At 69.5% G+C, this 19,723-nt stretch carries 17 protein-coding genes; 11 read left to right on the plus strand and 6 right to left on the minus strand.

The annotated features are described in order from the left end of the window. The first annotated feature begins 67 nt into the window (after window positions 1-67). The 7 genes from AB0H43_RS31450 (at window position 68) to AB0H43_RS31480 (ending at window position 6,969) form a co-directional block, all read left to right on the plus strand. Window positions 68-703 (plus strand): 50S ribosomal protein L25/general stress protein Ctc, encoded by a 636-nt coding sequence (locus AB0H43_RS31450; protein ID WP_360005264.1) that lies wholly within the window; start codon window positions 68-70, stop codon window positions 701-703. 73 nt (window positions 704-776) lie between these two features. Continuing rightward, the gene (gene pth / locus AB0H43_RS31455) at window positions 777-1,364 is read left to right on the plus strand and encodes an aminoacyl-tRNA hydrolase (protein WP_360005266.1); all 588 of its coding nucleotides are present in this window, start codon (window positions 777-779) and stop codon (window positions 1,362-1,364) included. Window positions 1,365-1,445: 81 nt separating this feature from the next. Further along, the gene (locus AB0H43_RS31460) at window positions 1,446-3,002 is read left to right on the plus strand and encodes a sugar transferase (protein WP_360005268.1); all 1,557 of its coding nucleotides are present in this window, start codon (window positions 1,446-1,448) and stop codon (window positions 3,000-3,002) included. 8 nt (window positions 3,003-3,010) lie between these two features. Beyond that, window positions 3,011-3,874, plus strand: coding sequence for a 3'(2'),5'-bisphosphate nucleotidase CysQ (locus tag AB0H43_RS31465; protein WP_360005337.1), 864 nt, complete (start codon window positions 3,011-3,013; stop codon window positions 3,872-3,874). 61 nt (window positions 3,875-3,935) lie between these two features. Continuing rightward, entirely contained in the window at window positions 3,936-4,847 is a 912-nt protein-coding gene (cysD, locus tag AB0H43_RS31470) for a sulfate adenylyltransferase subunit CysD (protein ID WP_360005339.1), read from the plus strand. Then, the gene (locus tag AB0H43_RS31475; RefSeq protein ID WP_360005270.1) at window positions 4,847-6,145 is read left to right on the plus strand and encodes a GTP-binding protein; all 1,299 of its coding nucleotides are present in this window, start codon (window positions 4,847-4,849) and stop codon (window positions 6,143-6,145) included. The genes cysD and AB0H43_RS31475 overlap by 1 nt, the downstream gene beginning before the upstream one ends. Window positions 6,146-6,369: 224 nt before the next feature. Then, window positions 6,370-6,969, plus strand: coding sequence for a 2'-5' RNA ligase family protein (locus tag AB0H43_RS31480; RefSeq protein WP_360005271.1), 600 nt, complete (start codon window positions 6,370-6,372; stop codon window positions 6,967-6,969). Here the strand turns inward: AB0H43_RS31480 and AB0H43_RS31485 are convergent. Then, a complete protein-coding gene (locus AB0H43_RS31485; RefSeq protein WP_360005273.1) occupies window positions 6,854-7,774 on the minus strand; it encodes a YihY/virulence factor BrkB family protein in 921 nt (306 codons plus the stop codon). The genes AB0H43_RS31480 and AB0H43_RS31485 overlap by 116 nt on opposite strands. 275 nt (window positions 7,775-8,049) lie before the next feature. Continuing rightward, a complete protein-coding gene (gene galK / locus AB0H43_RS31490; RefSeq protein WP_360005275.1) occupies window positions 8,050-9,174 on the minus strand; it encodes a galactokinase in 1,125 nt (374 codons plus the stop codon). 94 nt (window positions 9,175-9,268) lie between these two features. On the opposite strand from galK, the gene AB0H43_RS31495 reads away from it, so the two are divergent. Next, window positions 9,269-10,678 (plus strand): glycoside hydrolase family 18 protein, encoded by a 1,410-nt coding sequence (locus AB0H43_RS31495; protein WP_360005276.1) that lies wholly within the window; start codon window positions 9,269-9,271, stop codon window positions 10,676-10,678. A gap of 135 nt (window positions 10,679-10,813) precedes the next feature. Here the strand turns inward: AB0H43_RS31495 and galE are convergent, their stop codons facing one another. Continuing rightward, window positions 10,814-11,788: a UDP-glucose 4-epimerase GalE gene (gene galE / locus AB0H43_RS31500; protein WP_360005278.1), complete on the minus strand. Its 975-nt coding sequence runs from the start codon at window positions 11,786-11,788 to the stop codon at window positions 10,814-10,816. Window positions 11,789-11,918: 130 nt separating this feature from the next. Between galE and AB0H43_RS31505 the strand changes: the two genes are divergently transcribed. Both AB0H43_RS31505 and trpS read left to right on the plus strand, forming a co-directional pair. Continuing rightward, window positions 11,919-12,800: a hemolysin family protein gene (locus tag AB0H43_RS31505; RefSeq protein WP_360005280.1), complete on the plus strand. Its 882-nt coding sequence runs from the start codon at window positions 11,919-11,921 to the stop codon at window positions 12,798-12,800. 48 nt (window positions 12,801-12,848) lie between these two features. Continuing rightward, on the plus strand, window positions 12,849-13,871 hold the full coding sequence (gene trpS, locus AB0H43_RS31510) for a tryptophan--tRNA ligase (RefSeq protein ID WP_360005282.1): 1,023 nt from the start codon (window positions 12,849-12,851) through the stop codon (window positions 13,869-13,871). Between the two features lie 89 nt (window positions 13,872-13,960). Here trpS and AB0H43_RS31515 read toward each other — a convergent pair whose 3' ends face one another. The 3 genes from AB0H43_RS31515 to AB0H43_RS31525 all read right to left on the minus strand — a co-directional run bounded on the left by AB0H43_RS31515 (window position 13,961) and on the right by AB0H43_RS31525 (window position 18,287). After that, complete coding sequence (locus tag AB0H43_RS31515) at window positions 13,961-15,577, minus strand: glycoside hydrolase family 13 protein (RefSeq protein WP_360005284.1); 1,617 nt, start codon at window positions 15,575-15,577, stop codon at window positions 13,961-13,963. A gap of 37 nt (window positions 15,578-15,614) precedes the next feature. Further along, window positions 15,615-17,057, minus strand: coding sequence for an alpha-amylase family protein (locus AB0H43_RS31520; RefSeq protein WP_360005286.1), 1,443 nt, complete (start codon window positions 17,055-17,057; stop codon window positions 15,615-15,617). A 213-nt stretch (window positions 17,058-17,270) separates the two neighbouring features. Then, on the minus strand, window positions 17,271-18,287 hold the full coding sequence (locus tag AB0H43_RS31525; protein ID WP_360005287.1) for a LacI family DNA-binding transcriptional regulator: 1,017 nt from the start codon (window positions 18,285-18,287) through the stop codon (window positions 17,271-17,273). 164 nt (window positions 18,288-18,451) lie between these two features. On the opposite strand from AB0H43_RS31525, the gene AB0H43_RS31530 reads away from it, so the two are divergent. Further along, a complete protein-coding gene (locus AB0H43_RS31530; protein ID WP_360005289.1) occupies window positions 18,452-19,711 on the plus strand; it encodes a maltose ABC transporter substrate-binding protein in 1,260 nt (419 codons plus the stop codon). Window positions 19,712-19,723 lie beyond the last annotated feature (12 nt).

Below are 19,723 nucleotides of genomic sequence, written 5' to 3' on the forward strand. Positions count from 1 at the left end.
CTGTGCCCGTGCGCCCTCGCGTCGGCCCACGACAGCCAGCCAGCCCGTTGAGCCAGGAGTATGAACCGTGTCTGAGGTAAAGATCAGCGCCGAGCCGCGTACGGAGTTCGGCAAGGGCGGCGCGCGTCGCACCCGCCGCGCCGGCAAGGTGCCCGCCGTCGTCTACGGGCATGGCGAGGCGCCCAAGCACATCGCCCTGCCCGCCCGGGAGTTCGCCGCCGCGATCCGTCACGGCGGCATGACCACCGTCTTCGAGCTGGTCGGCGAGGACGGCACCAAGACCCTCGCGCTGCCCAAGGCGATTCAGCGTGACCCGATCCGGGACACCTTCGAGCACGTCGACCTCGTGATCGTCAAGCGGGGCGAGAAGGTCACCGTGGACGTCCCGGTGCACCTGGTCGGCACCGCGGCCGCCGGCACCCTCGTGGTGACCGAGCACGACCGCGTCTCGATCGTCGCCGAGGCGCTGCACCTGCCCGAGGCGCTTGAGGCCTCGATCGACGGCCTGGAGGCCGGTTCGCACGTCACCGCGGGTGACATCAAGCTGCCGCGCGGCGTCGAGCTCGCGACCGAGGCGGAGACCACCATCGCCGTCGTCAGCGTCGCGCCGACCGCCGAGCAGCTCGAGGGCGAGACCGCCGAGGCGGCCGAGGAGGCGGAGGAGGCCCCGGCCGCCGAGGCCGAGGCTCCCGCCGAGAGCTGAGTTCGCTGTCGAAGAAGGCCGCCACGATGTGGCGGCCTTCTTCTTTCTGGCATGGTGTACGCGGGAGGTACGCGTGAGCACGTGGCTGGTGGTCGGGCTGGGGAATCCGGGCCCGCAGTACGCGCAGAACCGGCACAACGTCGGTTTCATGATCGCCGACCTGCTGGCGAAGCGGGTCGGGGGATCGTTCGCGCGCAAGACCAGGGGCGGTGTCGTCGAGGTGGCCGAGGGTCGCCTGGGGTACGGCGTGGACGCCCCGAAACTGGTGCTGGCCAAGCCGTTGACCTACATGAACCTGTCGGGCGGCCCGGTCGCCGCCCTGGCCCAGTTCTACAAGGTGCCGCCGGCACAGGTCGTCGCGGTGCACGACGAACTGGACATCCCGTACGGCCAGATCCGGATGAAGCTGGGCGGTGGCGAGGGCGGCCACAACGGCCTGCGCTCGATGAGCAAGTCACTGTCGACAAAGGACTATCTGCGGGTTCGCTTCGGCGTCGGGCGGCCGCCCGGTCGCCAGGATCCGGCCGATTTCGTCCTCTCCGACTTCTCGGCGGCCGAGCGTAAGGATCTCGACTTCTTCGTCGACCGCGCGGCCGACGCGGTGGAGTCGTTGATCGTCAAGGGCTTGGAACCAACTCAGAACGCTTACCACGCGGCGTGACGTCGTCGCTGCTCACCCGTTGAACATGCCGACATAACGGGCGTCCGCAGCGCCCGTGCGTCGGCGAGCGGGGGTGCGCGGATGGACGAGGTACGGCGACGGAATGGGCCTCGGCCACACCCACGGGGAACCGGGGCGCCCGTACCGCCGATCCTGGACACCCGGCCGGCGACGGAGATCGACACCGTCGTCCTGCCGAGGCTGTTGCCGGGGGCGTACCAGTATGTGCATCCGGCGCACGTGCGACGGGCGCGTCGTTGGGAGACGCGGTATCAGCTGACCCTGATCCTCGCCGACTTCCTCGTCGGCCTCGGAGCGGGCTGGCTGGCCTTCCACCTGCGGTTCAGCCAGCTCACCTCCTACACGCGGATCTACTTCGTCGTGTCCGCGCTGTTGCCGGTCGCGCTGGTCCTGGTGCTGGCCCTGGCGCGGGCGTACGACACGCGGTTCCTCTATGTCGGCACCGACGAGTACGACCGGGTGATCCGGGGCGGTCTGGCGTTGACGGCCGGGATCGCGATCGTCTCGTACGCCTTGGAGCTGCCGACCGCGCGTACCTATGTGCTCGTCGCCTTGCCGGCGGCCACCGCGACCGTCATCGTGGCGCGGTTCGCTCTGCGCAAACGCCTGCATCGCCGCCGGCTGCGGGGCGAGTGCCTGCGCCGGGTGATCGTCGTCGGGCACGAGCTGGCGGTCGTCGCGATCACGCATCAGCTGCGCCGGGAACGGTTCCACGGCCTGGACGTCGTCGGCGCGTGCGTGCCGGAGGACGGCGACGGGCAGGTCGGGCTGCCGGTGTTCGGCAACTTCGACGAGGTCGCCGAGGCCGTACGGCGGGCGGGCGCGGACACCGTGATCGTGTTGAGCTGCCCCGAACTGGACGGTCATCGGCTGCGCCGGCTGGCCTGGCGGCTGGAGGGCGACGACGTCGACCTCATCGTGGCCAGCGCGCTGATGGACGTCGCCGGGGATCGCACGACCCTGCGACCGGTCGACGGCCTGCCGATGCTGCACGTCGACCACCCCCGGCTGTCCGGTGGCAGCCGCGTGGTCAAGGAGCTGGTCGACCGGGTCGGCGCGGCCCTGCTCATCGGGCTGCTCTCGCCGTTGTTCGGGTTCATCGCGTGGCGGATTCGCCGGGACTCGCCCGGCCCAGTGCTGTTCCGCCAGGTGAGAGTGGGCCGGGACGGCCGGGAGTTCCGCATTTACAAATTCCGTACCATGCACGTCGACGCAGAGGCGCGTCTGAGCGAACTCCGACACCTCAATGAGAATGACCGGGTTCTCTTCAAGATCCGTGACGATCCGCGGGTGACCGATGTGGGGCGCTGGCTGCGCAGGCTCTCCCTCGACGAGCTGCCGCAGCTGTTCAACGTCCTCGCCGGGCAGATGTCGCTCGTCGGTCCCCGCCCGCCGCTGCCGCAGGAGGTGGCCATGTACCACGACGACGTGCTGCGCCGCCTCGCGGTGAAGCCGGGGATGACCGGCCTGTGGCAGGTCTCGGGCCGCTCGGATCTGCCGTGGGAGGAAGCCGTCCGGCTCGATCTGCGGTACGTCGAGAACTGGTCGCTCTCGTTGGACCTGGTGATCCTGTTGCGCACGCTCACCGCCGTGGTACGCACATCTGGGGCCTACTGATGACCGACATGCTGGACGCCGAACTCGCCCGTCACCTCGCCACCCAGGCCGGAGAGCTGCTCCTGGGTCTCCGGACCGAGCTGGGGTTCACCGACCCGAGCCGGCTGCGCGACGAGGGGGACCGGCGGTCGCACGAGTTCCTGATGACGCAGCTGGCCGCGTGGCGGCCCGACGACGCGGTCCTCTCCGAGGAGGCGCTGGGCGCCCGGGACGCCGACGAGGCCGCCGAACGCCTGGGCGCCGAACGGATCTGGATCGTCGATCCGCTCGACGGCACTCGCGAGTACGCCGAACCCGGGCGTACCGATTGGGCGGTGCACGTCGCGTTGTGGACGACGACACCGGCCGGCGCGGCCCGCAGAAGACGGCGTACCAGTGGCTCCTTGAAGAGCGAGCAGGGACGGCTCGCCGCCGGCGCGATCGCGTTGCCCGCCCAGGGCAGCGTGCTCGCCACGGACAGTGCGCCGCAGTCGCCGCCGGACCAGACCGCGCACGGCGCGCAGGTACGCATAGCGGTGAGCCGCAGCCGGCCGCCGGAGTTCGTGGCGCGCGTGGCCGAGGAGCTGGGCGCGGTGCCGGTGCCGATGGGGTCGGCGGGCGCGAAGATCGCCGCGGTGATCTCCGGCGAGGTCGACGCCTATCTGCACGCGGGCGGGCAGTACGAGTGGGACTCCGCCGCGCCGGTCGCGGTCGCGCTGGCCCAGGGTCTGCACGCGTCGCGGCTGGACGGCTCGCCGCTGATCTACAACCAGGCCGACCCGCGGCTGCCGGACCTCCTGGTCTGTCGCCCGCGGCTGGCCCGGCCGCTGCTGGAGGCGGTCGAGCGGGAACTGTTGACCGCGTCACACCCTGGGATGGCCTCAGCTGGTTGAACCGCCGTCGATCGCCGGGTACCTTAATTCCCCAGCAAAGCACTAGGAAAGGTCTGGAAATCTGATGTCCCAGACTGCGTATCGGATATCGCACCTGGACGCTCTCGAAGCGGAGAGCGTCTTCGTGATGCGCGAGGTCGCCGCCGAGTTCGAACGCCCGGTGCTGCTGTTCTCCGGCGGCAAGGACTCGATCGTCATGCTCCGGCTGGCCGAGAAGGCCTTCCACCCCGGGCGCATCCCGTTCCCGGTGATGCACGTCGACACCGGCCACAACTTCCCCGAGGTCCTGGAGTACCGGGACCGGCGGGTGGCCGACCTCGGCGTCCAGCTGGTGGTCGCGAGCGTCCCCGAGGCGCTGGCCCGCGGTCTGGTCCGCGAGCCCGCCGACGGCACCCGCAACCGCATCCAAACCCCGGTGCTGCTCGACGCGGTGGAGAAGTACCGCTTCGACGCCCTGTTCGGCGGAGCCCGCCGCGACGAGGAGAAGGCCCGGGCCAAGGAGCGGGTCTTCAGCTTCCGCGACGAGTTCGGCCAGTGGGATCCCCGCAATCAGCGGCCCGAACTGTGGTCGCTCTACAACTCGAAGATCAGCCCCGGTGAGTCGATCCGGGTGTTCCCGCTGTCCAACTGGACCGAGCTGGACATCTGGCACTACATCGCGCGCGAGCGCATCGACCTGCCCTCGATCTACTTCGCACACGATCGGGAGGTCGTCGACCGCGGCGGCATGCTCTACGGCGTCAACGAGTTCATCCGCCCCCGGGCCGGCGAGACGGTCACGAAGCGGCGCGTCCGCTACCGCACGGTCGGCGACGCGAGCATGACGGCGGCGGTGCCGTCCGAGGCCGACACCGTGGAGAAGGTGATCGACGAGGTCGCCTCGACCCGGATCACCGAGCGCGGCGCGACCCGAGGCGACGACAAGGTCAGCGAGGCGGCCATGGAAGACCGCAAGCGGGAGGGCTACTTCTGATGACTGTTCTCGAGTCGGCGCCGGTCTCGGCGCCGCCCGCCCGCATGGACCTGCTCCGGTTCGCCACCGCCGGCTCGGTCGACGACGGCAAGTCCACCCTCATCGGCCGGCTGCTCTACGACACCAAGTCGCTGTTCACCGACCAGCTCGAGGCGGTCGAGGCGGTCAGCGCCGCCCGCGGCGACGAGTACACCAACCTCGCTCTGCTGACCGACGGCCTGCGAGCCGAACGCGAGCAGGGCATCACCATCGACGTCGCGTACCGGTATTTCGCCACGCCCCGGCGCAAGTTCATCATCGGCGACACCCCCGGGCACATCCAGTACACACGGAACATGGTCACCGGAGCGTCCACCGCGGACCTCGCGATCATCCTCGTGGACGCCCGCAAGGGCCTGGTCGAGCAGTCCCGGCGGCACGCGTTTCTCTGCTCCCTCCTGCGCGTGCCGCACCTGGTCCTCTGCGTGAACAAGATGGACCTCGTGGACTACTCGCAGGAGGTCTTCGACTCCATCGCCGACGAGTTCGCGTCGTTCGCCGCCAAGCTCGACGCGCCCGACCTCACCGCGATCCCGATCTCGGCGCTCAACGGCGACAACATCGTCGCGCGCAGCGACAAGATGCCCTGGTACGAGGGCCCGTCGCTGCTGCACCACCTGGAGCACGTGCACATCGCGTCCGACCGCAACCTCGTCGACGTGCGGTTCCCGGTGCAGTACGTCATCCGGCCCCAGTCCTCGGCCGTGCTCGACTACCGGGGGTACGCCGGTCAGGTGGCCTCCGGCGTACTGAAGCCCGGGGACGAGGTCCTCGTCCTGCCCAGTGGCCTGACCACACGGATCGCCGGGATCGACACCGCCGACGGTCCGGTCGAAGAGGCGTTCCCGCCCATGTCGGTGACCGTCCGGCTGGAAGACGAGATCGACATCGCCCGCGGCGACCTGATCTGCCGCCCGCACAACGCCCCGGCGGTTGCCCAGGACATCGAGGCGATGGTCTGCTGGATGGACGAGAGCGCACCGCTCGCCGTCGGCGGCAAGTACGCCATCAAGCACACGACGCGGTCGGTCCGGGGCATCGTCAAAGCCCTGCACTACCGGCTCGACATCAACACGCTGCACCGCGACGAGGCGGCCTCCTCGCTCGGGCTCAACGAGATCGGGCGGATCCGCTTGCGGACGACCCAGCCGCTGCTGGCCGACGAGTACCGGCGGAACCGGACGACGGGCGGGTTCATCATCATCGACGAGGTGACGAACCGGACCGTCGGGGCGGGGATGATCGTCGCCGCATCCTGATCCGACGCCGCTTGTGTTTGCGCTGGATCAGGATTCCGGGTCGAATCATGGGCCAAGATTCGACCGAGAACCCTGATCCAGCGCGAACGACGGGGCCGACCGCTTTCGTGAATGAGGGCGGGTTCAGCTCGCGCGATCCCGGCGAACGGGTGATGATCGCTGGAGGAACGGACGATCCTCGCCGGGACTCCGATGGCTACAGTCCCGTCCGAAAGGGGGCGGCCATGACGCAGACCGTCCGGATCGGCGTGGCGGTCGACGTCCCGCCCCCGTGGGGACCGCAGCTGACCCGTCATCGCATCGAGGCGGGCGATCCGCTCGGCGCGGCCATCCCCGCGCACGTGACCCTCCTCGGCCCGACCGAGGTCGACTTGACCGACCTGGCCGCGATCGAAGGCCACCTGGCCACGGTGGCTGCCGAGCATGCTGAGTTCGAGCTGCTCCTGCGCGGCACGGGCACGTTCCGGCCGATCACCGAAGTCGTCTTCGTGGCCGTCGCCGCCGGGATCAGCGAATGCGAGCAATTGGCCGCCGCGATCACCGCTACGCCGCCGCTCCAGCGTCCGCGGCACTACCCCTACCACCCGCACGTGACGGTCGCTCAGGACGTGCCCGAGCCCGCCCTCGACGACGTCTTCGAGAAGCTGGCCGGCTTCGAGGCGCGCTTCGACGTCAGCGGATTCACGCTGTTCACCCACACCGGAGACATCAAGTCCCCGGAGAGCCGGTGGCACCCCCAGCGGGATTATCGGCTGGCGGGTCCGCCGATTCCGGTCGGCCCTCCGGCGGATCGGCCGGGCGTGGCCCCGCGGCCAGGTCGATGAACCGGCCCCGAGTCGACGTCGCCGCCAGCGCCGCGCCCCAGAGCACGATCTGATTGAAGAAGTAGAGGTAAAGCAGGAGTACGCCGGTCGTGGCGATCACCGTCGCGGTCGGGTAGAACCGCAGCGAGTGCGTGAAGTACGCCCGCCCGCCCCAGTTGAGCAGCGACACCCCGACCCCGACCGCGATCGCGGGTGGGATCAGCCGCCGGGGCTGGACGTGCAGGCGAGGCAGCACGGTCAGGAGCGCGGCCCCGATGAAGCTGTTGACGAGAAGGGTCACGGCGGCGGTCGCCAGCGTCAGCCAGACCGAGGACGTGTCGCCGGAGATCCACCCGAACAAGGCGGACGACAAGTCGATGACCGCCAGCGACAGCCCCAGCACCAAGGTCAGGGCCAGCAGCATCCCGAGGTCCACCACGCGGCGGACGAAGAGGTTGCCCGGATGCTGCTCCAGCCGCCAGATCGCCCGCTGCGAAGTACGGAAGGCGTCCACCCAGCCGAGCCCGGTCAGGACGAGGCCGACCAGACCGAAGATGCCGATCGCGGTGGAGTTGGCCTGCAGCTGCTCCGGCTGGAAGGTCGGCAGCGTCTGGGCGAGCCAGTCGGTGACGGCGCCCTTGACGGCGTCGTTCGAGCTGAACACGATGCCGAAGACCGAGAACGCGACGAGCGACAGCGCGAACAGCGCGAAGAAGGCGTAGTAGGCGATGGCGGCGGCGAGCCGGCCGCCGAGCACCTCCGAGTAGCGCTCCTTCGCGCCCCAGAAGTTGTCGAAGACCCCGGATCGCTTCCGTGCGGCGGCCACGGAATCTTCATAGCGCCCCAGCGCCGCGCTGCCAACCCGCTGGATCCGTCGGAAGATCGCCACCACACGTTCATCTTCGCGGATGCGGCTCGGTCGTCGCGCGCGCTCCCCGCTGGATCAGGGTTCTGTGTCGAATCTTGCCCCAAGATTCGACCGGGAACCCTGATCCAGTGCGGAAGGCTAGCGGTCGAGCGCGGAAGGCTAGCGGTCGAGCGCGGAAGGCTAGCGGTCCAGCGCGGAAGGCTAGCGGTCCAGCGCGGAAGGCTAGCGGGCGGTCAGGCGCGGCCGGCGCCGGCGCTCGGCACGGCCTTGAACGCGGCGGGCTCGGCGAACCCGTGCTCGGCGAACGCCTTCGCGACCGCGTCGGCGACGCTGTCCACATGGTCGGCGTCGACCAGGGCGATGACGCAGCCGCCGAAGCCGCCGCCGGTCATCCGGGCGCCGTATGCCCCGGCCGTCAGGGCGGCGGTCACAGCGACGTCCAGCTCCGGCACGGTCACCTCGAAGTCGTCGCGCAGTGACGCGTGCGAGGCGGTCATCAGCGGCCCGATCTGCCGGTGCCGGCCCGAGCGCAGCAGCTCGATGGTGTCCAGCACCCGCTGATTCTCGGTGATCGCATGGCGCGCTCGGCGTACCAGCAGGTCGTCGGAGAGCCGATCGAGATCGGCCGGGACCGCGTCGCGGAGCGCGGCCACCCCCAGCTCGGCCGCCGCCTGCTCGCACGCGGCCCGGCGCGCGGCGTATTCGCCGCCCGCGTGCTGGTGCGGGGCGCGGGTGTCGACCACCAGGATGGCCAGGCCGTCCGCGGCCAGGTCGAACGGGATCTGCTCGGTACGCAGCGAGCGGCAGTCCATGAAGAGGGCGTTGCCGGCGGTGCACAGGATCGAGGCCGACTGGTCGAGGATGCCGGTCGGTACGCCGACGTAGTCGTTCTCGACGCGCTGGGCGAGCCGGGGCCGGTCGGCGATCGGGAGGTCGAGGCCGGCCAGGTCGGCGAGGGCGGTCAGGACGGCGCACTCGAGCGAGGCCGACGAGGACAGCCCCGAGCCGATCGGGACGTCGGAGGCGATGGTGAGGCGGGCGCCGGGGATCCGGTGGCCCTGTTCGGCCAGCGCCCAGACCACGCCCGCGACGTATGCCGCCCATCCGTCCACCTTGGCGTCGAGGGTGAACTCGACGGTGTCGCCGCCCAGCTCCGAGGTGACCGACCAGCGCTGCTCTTCGAGCAGGTCGGCGGCGACCGCGGTGCGGTGCGGCAGGGCGAAGGGGAGGACGAAGCCGTCGTTGTAGTCGGTGTGCTCGCCGATGAGGTTCACGCGACCGGGAGCGGCCCAGACGCCGACCGGCTCCACCCCGTAAAGGCGCTGGAAAAGGTCGTGAGCGCGGGCGGCTGCTGTCATGGGCTGGATGGTAGTCGGCGTACATCGGAGCAGCCCAGCGGCCCTATCTGTTAGGACTCTTGACAGATGCTCGGCGGGGAGTGAGGGTCGTCACATGATTCGTTCACTCGTCAGGCCGGGTGTCGCCGTCGCGGCGGCGCTCGCCGTCGGCGTCGCACTCCTGCCCCCTCAGGCCGCGAGCGCCGGCGCCCCGCACGGGCAGGCGCCGAAGAAGGTCGTCTCGGCCTACTTCGCCGACTGGAACGTCTACGGGCGGGGCTACTACGTCAAGGACATCCCCGTCGACAAGCTCAACGTCATCCAGTACGCCTTCGGCGTACCCACCTTCGACGCGGCGACCGAGACCCCCGGCTGCTCCGTCCTCGACCCCTGGGCGGACTTCCAGCAGGTCTACTGGTCCGGCGAGAACACCGTCGACGGCGTCGCCGACAACTACCCCGACCAGCGCCTCTACGGCAACTTCAACCAGCTGCGGAAGCTGAAGGCGGCCAACCCCGGGCTGAAGGTCGAGATCTCGCTCGGCGGCTGGACCAAGTCCACCCACTTCGCCCAGGTCGCGAAGACCGCCGCGCGCCGCCAGGCGTTCGTCGCGTCCTGCATCGACACCTTCATCAAGGGCAACCTGCCGACCGGCGGCTGGCCGGAGAACGCGGGCGGCATCGGCGCCGCCGCGGGCGTCTTCGACGGCATCGACCTGGACTGGGAGTACCCGACGGCAAAGGCCGACGGCAACATCGACTACGGACCCGAGGACCGGCACAACGCCACCCTGCTGGCCCAGGAGTTCCGCCGTCAGCTCGACGCCCTCGGCCGCGAGACCGGGCAGCACTACCTGCTCACCGCGGCGCTCCCGGCGGCGAAGAACTCCACCAAGTACTACGAGCTGCGGGACTTCGTGAAGCAGCTCGACTGGGTCAACATCATGACCTACGACTTCAACGTCATGGGTGGAGCGGTCGCCGCGCACGACACACTGTTCACCCGGGATCCCCGGGACCCGAACGCGTCCGACTGGACCTGGAACACCGTCGGCACCGTCGCGTACTACCTGACGCAGGGCGTACCGGCGAACAAGATCGTCGTCGGCGTGCCGTTCTACGCCAACCAGTACATCCGTTCCGACGCGGGACTCTACGGCCCGTTCGACAACACGGGTCTCGACGGGGAATCGCTCCAGTGGGACCAGAAGCCCCAACCGTCCTACCACGACCTGGTGGACGTGGCCGGCATCGTCTCGCCTTCCGGGGTGGGCGCCAACGGGTACACCCGCAAATGGAACGCCCGGGCTGGTGAGCCCTACCTGGTCAACCCGGCCGGCGTACACGCGCTCAGCTCCGGGACCGTGACGGTCGCGACGACGATCTGCTACTCGGACCCGCAGTCGATCGGGGAGCGTACGGCGCTGGTCAAGGCGCTCGGTCTGCGGGGCGCGATGGCCTGGGAGATCTCCCAGGACTCCAACGACGGTGCGTTGATCGGGGCGCTCGCGCCGATCTTGGGCTGATCCCACGCTCGATTCGCCGCGCTTGATGCGCTGGACCCCTCTTGATCATCGCCGGATCCGGGATAGCGTCCTTAATTTCGCGAAGATAGCGACGTTATCCCGGAAAGCGCGATGATCAAGAGGGATCAAGGGGGATCAAGAGTGGGCGCGGTAGAACGCCCAAGCGTCCGCGACGATCGCCTCCAGCGACGTACGCGACGGCGCCCACCCGAGTTCGGCCTGAGCGAGGGCGGAGGAGGCGTACAGGGAGGCGGGGTCGCCGGGCCGCCGGGGCAGCCACTCGACCGGAACCGGGTGCCCGGTGACGGTACGCACCGCCTCGATGACCTGGGCGTTGGAGAACCCGCTCCCGCTGCCGAGGTTGTAGATCTTGTGTTCGCCCGGCACCGCCGCCGCCAGGGCGAGCAGGTGGGCTTCGGCCAGGTCGGCGACGTGGATGTAGTCGCGGATGCAGGTGCCGTCGGGGGTCGGGTAGTCGTCGCCGAACAGCGGCAGCTTCTCCCGCTTCCCGGCCGCCACTTCGAGGGCGATCGGGATCAGGTGCGTCTCCGGATCGTGGCGTTCGCCGATGGTCACGCCGTCTTCGCGTACCAATGCCCCGGCGACGTTGAAGTAGCGCAAGCTGACCGCGGCGAGCTTGTGCGCGCGGGCCTCGGAGGCGATGGCCAGGTCGACGGCGAGCTTGGTGGCGCCGTAGGTGTTGATCGGCATGGTGACGGCGCGCTCGGTGAGCGGCAGCTCGGACGGCTCGCCGTAGCAGGCGGCGGTCGATGAGAAGATCAGCTTCTTCACACCGGCCGTACGCATCGCGTCCAGCAGGTTGAGCCCGGCCCGGGTGTTGGCCTCCCAGTGCAGCTCGGGGTGGGCCATCGACTCGCCGGCGGAGATGAGCCCGGCGAAGTGCAGTACGCCGTCGAAGCCCGCGTCGGGGGTGAGGACCTCACCGACCTCCTGCACTCGGGCCTGCACGAAAGTCGCGTCGGCGGGGACCTGGTCGGCGTCGTTGCGCGACAGGTCGTCCAGGACCACGACCTCGTGGCCGGCGTCGAGCAGAAGGCGGGTGACGGTCGCGCCGACGAATCCGGCGCCCCCGGTGACGAGCAGCTTCATCTGACCTCCCTAACGGTTCGCTGGCAACACTACGTGCTGGTGGGACCTCGCCCACGCGGAGCCGTACGATGCAAAGATGCCCGATGGTCATAGACCCGGACTCTTTGCTCGAACTCTGTCCCCGTGGATCATGAGGGTCCTGCGGGAGCGGCTCAGCGAGGATCAGCTGCGCGCCCTCGTGACCACCAACACACACCTCGGCGGCGACGAACGCCGCATCATCGATGAGGTCTGGGCGAGTGGGAACTCCCTGATCCGCGAGGTCATGGTGCCCCGTCCGGACGTCGTCTTCCTCGACGCCCGCTGGGAGCGGCCACAGGCCGAGGCGATGGCCCGCGCGCACAACCACTCCCGGTTTCCCGTGGTCGACGGCGACGCCGACAACGTGATCGGCTTCGTCCATCTGCGGGACCTGCTCGCGGGCGACCCGGCCACGCCGTTGCGCGTACTGGTGCGGGAGATCATGCGGCTGCCGGCCGCGGTGCGCATCCTGCCGGCCCTGTCGGAGATGCGGCGCGAACGGCACCAGCTCGCCCTGGTCGTCGACGAATACGGCGGCACCGCCGGCATCGTCACGCTCGAAGACTTGATCGAGCAGCTCGTCGGCGAGATCCACGACGAGTACGACGAGGACGACGAGCCGTTCACCGGCCTGCTCCCGGCCGAGGTCGAGGGTCGCCTCAGCCTGGCCGACTTCGCCCGGCGTACCGGGGTGGAACTGCCCCAGGGTCCCTACGAGACGCTCGGCGGCTACCTCATGGCCGCGCTCGGCCGCCTCGCCCGGGTCGGCGACCAGGTCGAGGTCCCCAGGGCCGCGGTCACGCTGCGGGTCCTCGCGCTGGACGGCCGCCGGGTCGCGCGGGTCGTCCTCGCCCGGGTGGCCGAGGTCCCGCATCAGCTTCCGGCCGCGCCGGTCCCACTGGCCCTTCCAGCGGGTACGCCCACCGCAGCGATCGAAGCCGGCAGTCCTGCGCCGGCCGTCTCCGCCATCCTGGCGCAGAGCCGGGACTGACCCCCGGGGCGGTCGATGCGGCGGCGCGCGGACTGGAACAATAGGCCCATGTCTGTCGCGCCCACCGATCGCCGTCCCCGGGTCCTCTCCGGGATCCAGCCCACCGCGGACTCGTTCCACCTGGGCAACTATCTCGGCGCGGTGCGCAATTGGGTGACGATGCAGGACACCTGCGACGCGTACTACATGGTCGTCGACCTGCACGCGATCACCGCGGGCCACGAGCCGAAGGTGCTCCGCGACCGGACCCGGGTGAGCCTGGCCCAGTTGCTGGCCTTCGGCATCGACCCGGCGCGCAGCACCCTGTTCATCCAGTCGCAGGTGCCCGAGCACGCCCAGCTGGGGTGGGTGCTCAGCTGCATCACCGGCTTCGGCGAGGCGTCCCGGATGACGCAGTTCAAGGACAAGTCAGCCAAGCAGGGCGCCGAGCGGGCCAGCGTCGGGCTGTTCACCTACCCGATCCTGCAGGCCGCCGACATCCTGCTCTACCAGGCCGACGCGGTGCCGGTCGGCGAGGATCAGCGCCAGCACCTGGAGCTGACCCGCGACCTGGCCCAGCGGTTCAACCACCTCTTCGGCAAGACGTTCACGCTGCCGGAGGCGTACATCCCGAAGGAGACCGCGAAGATCCTCGACTTGCAGGAGCCCATGGCGAAGATGTCGAAGTCGTCCTCCTCGCCGACCGGCCTGCTGGAGATCATGGAGGACCCGGCGCGGTCGGCCAAGAAGATCAAGTCGGCGGTGACCGACACCGGTCGCGAAATCCTCTACGACCCCGAGGACAAGCCCGGCGTCAGCAACCTGCTGACGATCTACTCGGCCCTGTCCGGCCGGACGATCGAAGACCTGGTCTCGGCGTACGCCGGCAAGGGCTACGGCGACCTGAAGAAGGACCTCGCCGAGGTGTTCGTCGAGTTCGTGACCCCGATCCAGGCGGCCACCCGGGAGTACCTCGACGACCCGGCGCAGCTGGACAAGATGCTGGCGATCGGCGCGGAGAAGGCGCGCGCGGTGGCGTCCCAGACGCTCGCCACGGTCTACGACCGCGTCGGCTTCATCCCGGCTAAGTGACTCGCGCCCCGGCGCGAGTCACTTAGCCGGGATGAGCTGTGCTCCTGTGGCCGCTGCGCGGCCAGGGCGTTCCGCGTTCGGGAAGGCGGTCAGGCGGTGAGGTAGGCCGCCGTGTTGACCGGGAGGCAGCCGTCACCGTCGAGCGGACCGCTGGCCAGCAGGACCTCCGACCCGTACGCGGACAGGTCGACGGGTTCGCCGGAGACGTTGACGACGACCACGAGGCCGGGCTCCCGCCGGAGCACCAGTACGCCGGAGGGGCCGTCGAGCCAGGTCAGCGTGCCGCCGCCGAGCGCCGGGTGCTCCTTGCGGAGGCGTAGCGCGGCGCGGTAGAGGTTGAGCGTCGACGCCGGGTCGTTCTCCTGGGCTTCGGCGGTGAGGCCGGACCAGGACGCCGGCTGCGGCAGCCACGGCTGGGCCGAGCCGGCCGGGCCGAAGCCGAATCCGGTCTCGACCGTGCCCGACCAGGGCAACGGCACCCGGCAGCCGTCCCGGCTCTCGCCCGTACGCCGGAAGGCTGGGTCTTCGCGCAGCTCGTCGGGCAGATCGAGGACCTCGTTGAGGCCGAGTTCCTCGCCGTTGTAGAGGTACGCCGATCCCGGCAGCGCGAGCATGAGCAGTGTTCCGGCCCGGGCGCGGGCGAGCCCGAGGTCGCCGTCGCCGTACCGGGTCACGTGGCGGTGCTTGTCGTGGTTGGACAGGACCCAGGTCGTCGGCGCGCCGACGAGGTCGGCTTCGGCGAGGGACTTGTCGATGATGGTGCGGAACGACTCGGCGTCCCATGAGGCCATCATGAAGTCGAAATTGAACGCCTGGTGCAGTTCGTCCGAGCCGATGTAGCGGGCCAGCCGCTGGGCGTTGGGCACCCACGCCTCGGCGACGGCCATCCGGCCGCCGGCGTACGAGTCGAGGATCGGCCGCCATTCGCGGTAGATCTCGTGGACGCCGTCCTGGTCGAAGTAGGGCAGCGTGTCGTTGCCGATCATGACGACCTGACGTTCGCCGTCGGCGCTCGTACGCCCGACGTTCGGCAGCCCGTCGGCCTTGACCATGCCGTGGGCGACGTCGATCCGGAAGCCGTCGACGCCGCGGTCCAGCCAGAACCGCAGGATGTCGCGGAACTCGGCGCGGACCGCCGGGTGCTCCCAGTTGAAGTCGGGCTGCCCGGGGTCGAACAGGTGCAGGTACCACTGCCCGTCCGGAATGCGGGTCCAGGCCGGCCCGCCGAAGATGGACTCCCAGTCGTTCGGCGGCAGTTCGCCCTGCTCGCCCTGGCCGTCGCGGAAGACGAACAGGTCCCGCTCGGGCGAGCCGGGCCCGGCGGCCAGCGCCGCCTGGAACCACTCGTGCTCGTTCGAGCAGTGGTTCGGGACCAGGTCGACGATGATCCGGATACCCAGCGCGTGCGCGTCGGCGGTCATCTCGTCGAAGTCGGCGAGCGTACCGAAGCGGGGGTCGACGTCGCGGTAGTCGGCCACGTCGTACCCGCCGTCGGCCAGCGGCGAGGTGTAGAACGGGCTGAGCCAGATCGCGTCGATGCCCAGTTCCTTGAGGTAGGGCAGCTTCTGGCGGACGCCTCGCAGGTCACCGGTCCCGTCGCCGTCGCCGTCGGCGAAGCTGCGCGGGTAGACCTGATAGACGACCGCGTCGCGCCACCAGTCGTCGTTGCCCAGGATCGTCGCGGCCGGGGCGGCGGTCGTGCTCACAGGTGGTTCCTTTCGCAGGGGGTGGGATCGGTGAAACTCAGCGTGAAGTCAGGTCGAAGGCCACCGCGCTCTGCGCGGGGATGGTGAGGGTGGCCTGGCCCGTGGCGTCGACGGTGACGGCGGTGCCGTGGATCCGGTCGCGATAGGTCCCGGCCGGAAGTCCGGTCTCGACGGTCCGGGTCACGGCGGCGGCTGCGCGGTTCAAGGCGAAGTATCCCTTGCCCGTACGCGCGAAGCCGAGCTGGTCGTCGGTCGTCCACCAGCCGGAAACCGGCGCGTCGCCGACCGCCGTCCGGAAGGCCACCAGCTTCAGCAGTGAGCGGTGCTCGCACTCCCAGCCGTGACCACAGGAGACCGGCAGCGTCGTGCCCTTGGCGTCGCTCGGTGGTCCGGCGTCGTAGGAGTCGAAGCTGAAGCTCGACATCACCAGGGGCGTCCCATACGGGTACGCCAGCATGAACTGCCCGGCCAGGGTATGCAGCGCGCCGTCGGAGTAGGTCAACGTCGTGCCACCGCGCTGACTGTCGTGACTGTCCACATAGACAACAGCCGACGCCGACGGTTTGTAGTCGACCAGCGGGGTGCCCGACTCCTCGCCCAGCCCTTCGAGATTGCCCAGGCTGCCCCCGGTACGCAGGGCGCGCGCCAGGTCAGGGCCGTACCGGGGTTCGAGCACCGCACCGTAGGGGAGGTACTCCTCGGCCTGGATCGGCTCGCTGACGCTGAAGAGGACTTCCTGGTAGATGACCGGAGCGCTGCCTCCGGTGGTCTTGGACAGCTTGGCGTAGATCGCCGCCAGATCGGCCGCTGGGACGTGCTTGGCGGCGTCGATCCGGAAGCCGTCCACGCCCAGGCTGAGCAGGTCGTTCAGGTACGCCGCCAGCCGTTGCCGGACCGGTTCGCGCTCGGTCGCCAGGTCGGCGAGCCCGACGAGATCGCAGTTCTGCACCTCGTCGCGATTGGTGTAGTCGGAGATCGACCTGCCGCAGTGGTGAAAGTCGTCGGCGCCGTCGTAGCCCGGATAGCCGGTCTGCGTGAACTTCGTCCCGGCCGACCCGACGCCGTACAACTGGGCGGTCATGTGGTTGACGACGGCGTCGGCGTAGATCTTGACGCCGGCCGTGTGGCAGGCGGCGACCATGGCAGCGAACGCCGTGCGGTCGCCGCGCCGGCTGCCGAGCTGGTAGGAGACCGGCTGGTAGTCCTGCCACCAGGGGTAGCCCTGGTCGGCGAGGACCACGTGTTCCTGGGGCGGTGAGATCTGAACCGCCGCGACGCCGGCCGGGCCGAGCTGGTCGCGGCACTCGGTCGCCACCGAGGCCCAAGGCCACTCGAAGAGGTGGACGACGACGCCGGTCGGAGCGCTCCCAGCTGCCGGGGCGGTCGATGCCGTGGGCTGAACGGCTGCAAGCGGCGCGGCCGAACAGCCGGAGACGGCGAGCAGCAGCGCGCATCCGGCCCGCATTCGCCACCCGCGCACGCTGCTGCTCCTCTCCACCCGCCACCTGACTGGTGACGGGATGAAGGATGCGCCGCAAACCTTGCAAACGTCAAGCAGAAGCTTGCAGCAAGTTTCAGCGGCCCGTCGAATGCAGTGGCGTTGATCATGGAGTTTGCGCCCCCGACACGCCGTCGAACCAGGAGTTAACTCCATGATCAACGCGGCGACGCGGGGAGAGGCTGGGGGGCGGGGTTAGTGGGCTTGGGCGGTCGAGCCGCGTACGACCAGTTCCGGGCGGAAGACGTATTCGGAGTGCGGGGCGGGATGCCCCAGGATCTCGTCGATCAGCGCCCGGGCGGCGGCCACCGCCATGGCCCGGATGGGCTGCCGCAACGTGGTCAGCGGCGGGTCGGTGAAGGCCATCAGCGGGGAGTCGTCGAAGCCCACGACGCTGAAGTCGTCCGGTACGCCCAGCCCCTTCTGCCGCGCCGCACCGATCGCGCCCAGCGCCATGAGGTCGGATCCGCAGACGACGGCGGTCACACCCCGGTCCAGCAGCCGGGTCGTGGCGGCGTACCCGCCTTCCACGCCGAACAGCGGGGACAACGAGATCATCGAATCCATGTCGCGGTCGCTCAGCTGCAGCAACCGGCGCATGGCGTCGCGATAGCCGATGATCTTGCGCTGCACCGGCTGGAAGCGGTCCGGTCCCGAGATCAGGCCGATTCGCTTGTGGCCGAGGGCGGCGAGATGGGAGACCGCGGCGTCGGCGGCGGCCCGCTCGTCGACCGAGACGAACGGCGCCTCCAGCCCTTCGACGAAGCCGTTGACGAGCACGATCGGCAGCGGTCGCGTCAGGAGTTTGCGGTAACGGTCCGGATCCGACGTCGTGTCGGCGTGCAGGCCGGAGACGAAGACGATGCCGGCCACCTGGCGGTCGAGCAGCATCTCGATGTACTCGTCCTCGGTCACGCCGCCGGCGGTCTGCGTACACAGCACCGGGGTGTAGCCCTGTTGGGCGAGGGCCGACTCGATGATCTGAGCGAACGCCGGGAAGATCGGGTTGTCCAGCTCCGGAACTACCAGCCCGACGAGTCCCGCGCTACGTTTGCGCAGCTTGGTGGGGCGCTCGTAGCCCAGCACATCGAGCGCCGTCAGCACCGCCTGGCGGGTCTCCGTCGACACCCCGGGACGGTCGTTGAGGACCCGCGAGACCGTGGCCTCGCTCACTTCGGCCTGCCGAGCGATGTCGGCCAGACGTGCACGCATGGCGGAATGCTAACTGAACAGACAAGATCTTGCGGCTACGGGACTGCAAGGACTTCCACTCCTTGCAAACTCTTGCTAACGTGCGCGCAACACACAACTGCATACCCCTGGATTGACCCCCTCTGGGCCCCTGAAGGCGTGGCCCATCTGAACAGGAGACCTTGATGCGTAGACGTACCGTCTTTGCGGCTCTGGGCGCGGCGGCGTCCGCCTCGGCGCTGGCGGCATGCGGATCGGACAAGGACGAGCCCACGGCGACCCCGTCGAAGGACAAGGGCAACGGCAAGCTGGTCATCTGGGCCGACACCAAGCGCACGGCCGTGCTCAAGAAGTACGCCGACCAGTTCGGCAAGGACAACGGCGTCACCGTCGAGGTCAAGGAGATCAGCGAGAACCTGCAGCAGGTCTTCGTGACCGCCTCGCAGCAGGGCAGCGGCCCGGACGTCGTCGTCGGCGCGCACGACTGGATCGGCAACCTGGTCCAGAACGGCGCCATCGACCCCGTGCAGCTCTCCGCGCAGCAGAAGTCGCTGTTCGCGGCGGCCGCGGTCAAGGCCGTGACCTTCAACGGCCAGATCTACGGCGCCCCGTACGCGCTGGAGAACATCGCTCTCGTCCGGAACACCGACCTGGCTCCGACCGCTCCGGCGAGCATCGAGGACCTGGTGAAGGCCGGTCAGGACCTGAAGAAGACCGGCAAGGCGTCGGAGATCCTGCTCTGCCAGTCCGGTGCGGCGGGCGACGCGTACCACATCTACCCGATCTACTCCTCGGGCGGCGGCTCCATGTTCGGCCTCACCTCGGCCGGCGACCCGGACCCGAACAACGTCACGGTCAACAGCCCCGACTCGATCGCCGCGTTCACCAAGCTCAAGGAGCTGGGTGAGAAGGGCTCCGGCGCGCTGAAGACCTCGATCGCCGCCGAGAACGTCGTAGCCACCTTCACCAGCAAGAAGGCCGCCTTCTTCATCACCGGCTCGTGGAACATCGCCGACATCAAGAAGGCCGGCATCAAGTACGACATCACCCCGATCCCGGGCTTCGCCGGTGGCAAGCCGGCCCAGCCGTTCCTCGGCGTCCAGGCCTTCTTCGTGGCGAGCAAGGGCAAGAGCAAGGCGATGGCGCAGGAGTTCGTGGCGAACTACGTCACGAACAAGGAGGTCGCCAACGCCCTGTACGCCGCCGACCCGCGTCCGCCGGCGCTGCTGGCCGCGCAGGACGACGCGAAGGCCGCCGACCCGGACGTGGCGAAGTGGCTGGACGCCGGCAAGGACGGCCTGCCGATGCCGGCCATCCCCGCCATGAACGAGATCTGGGGCCCGTTCGGCAACGCCGAGGTGGCCGTGATCAAGGGCGGCGACCCGAAGACCGCCGCGGAGGCCGCGGCGAAGGCCATCAACGACGCGATCGCGAAGAAGAAGTAGGCAGCGTACGCC

This window comes from Hamadaea sp. NPDC050747, from assembly GCF_040654195.1.
Taxonomy (GTDB): domain Bacteria; phylum Actinomycetota; class Actinomycetes; order Mycobacteriales; family Micromonosporaceae; genus Hamadaea.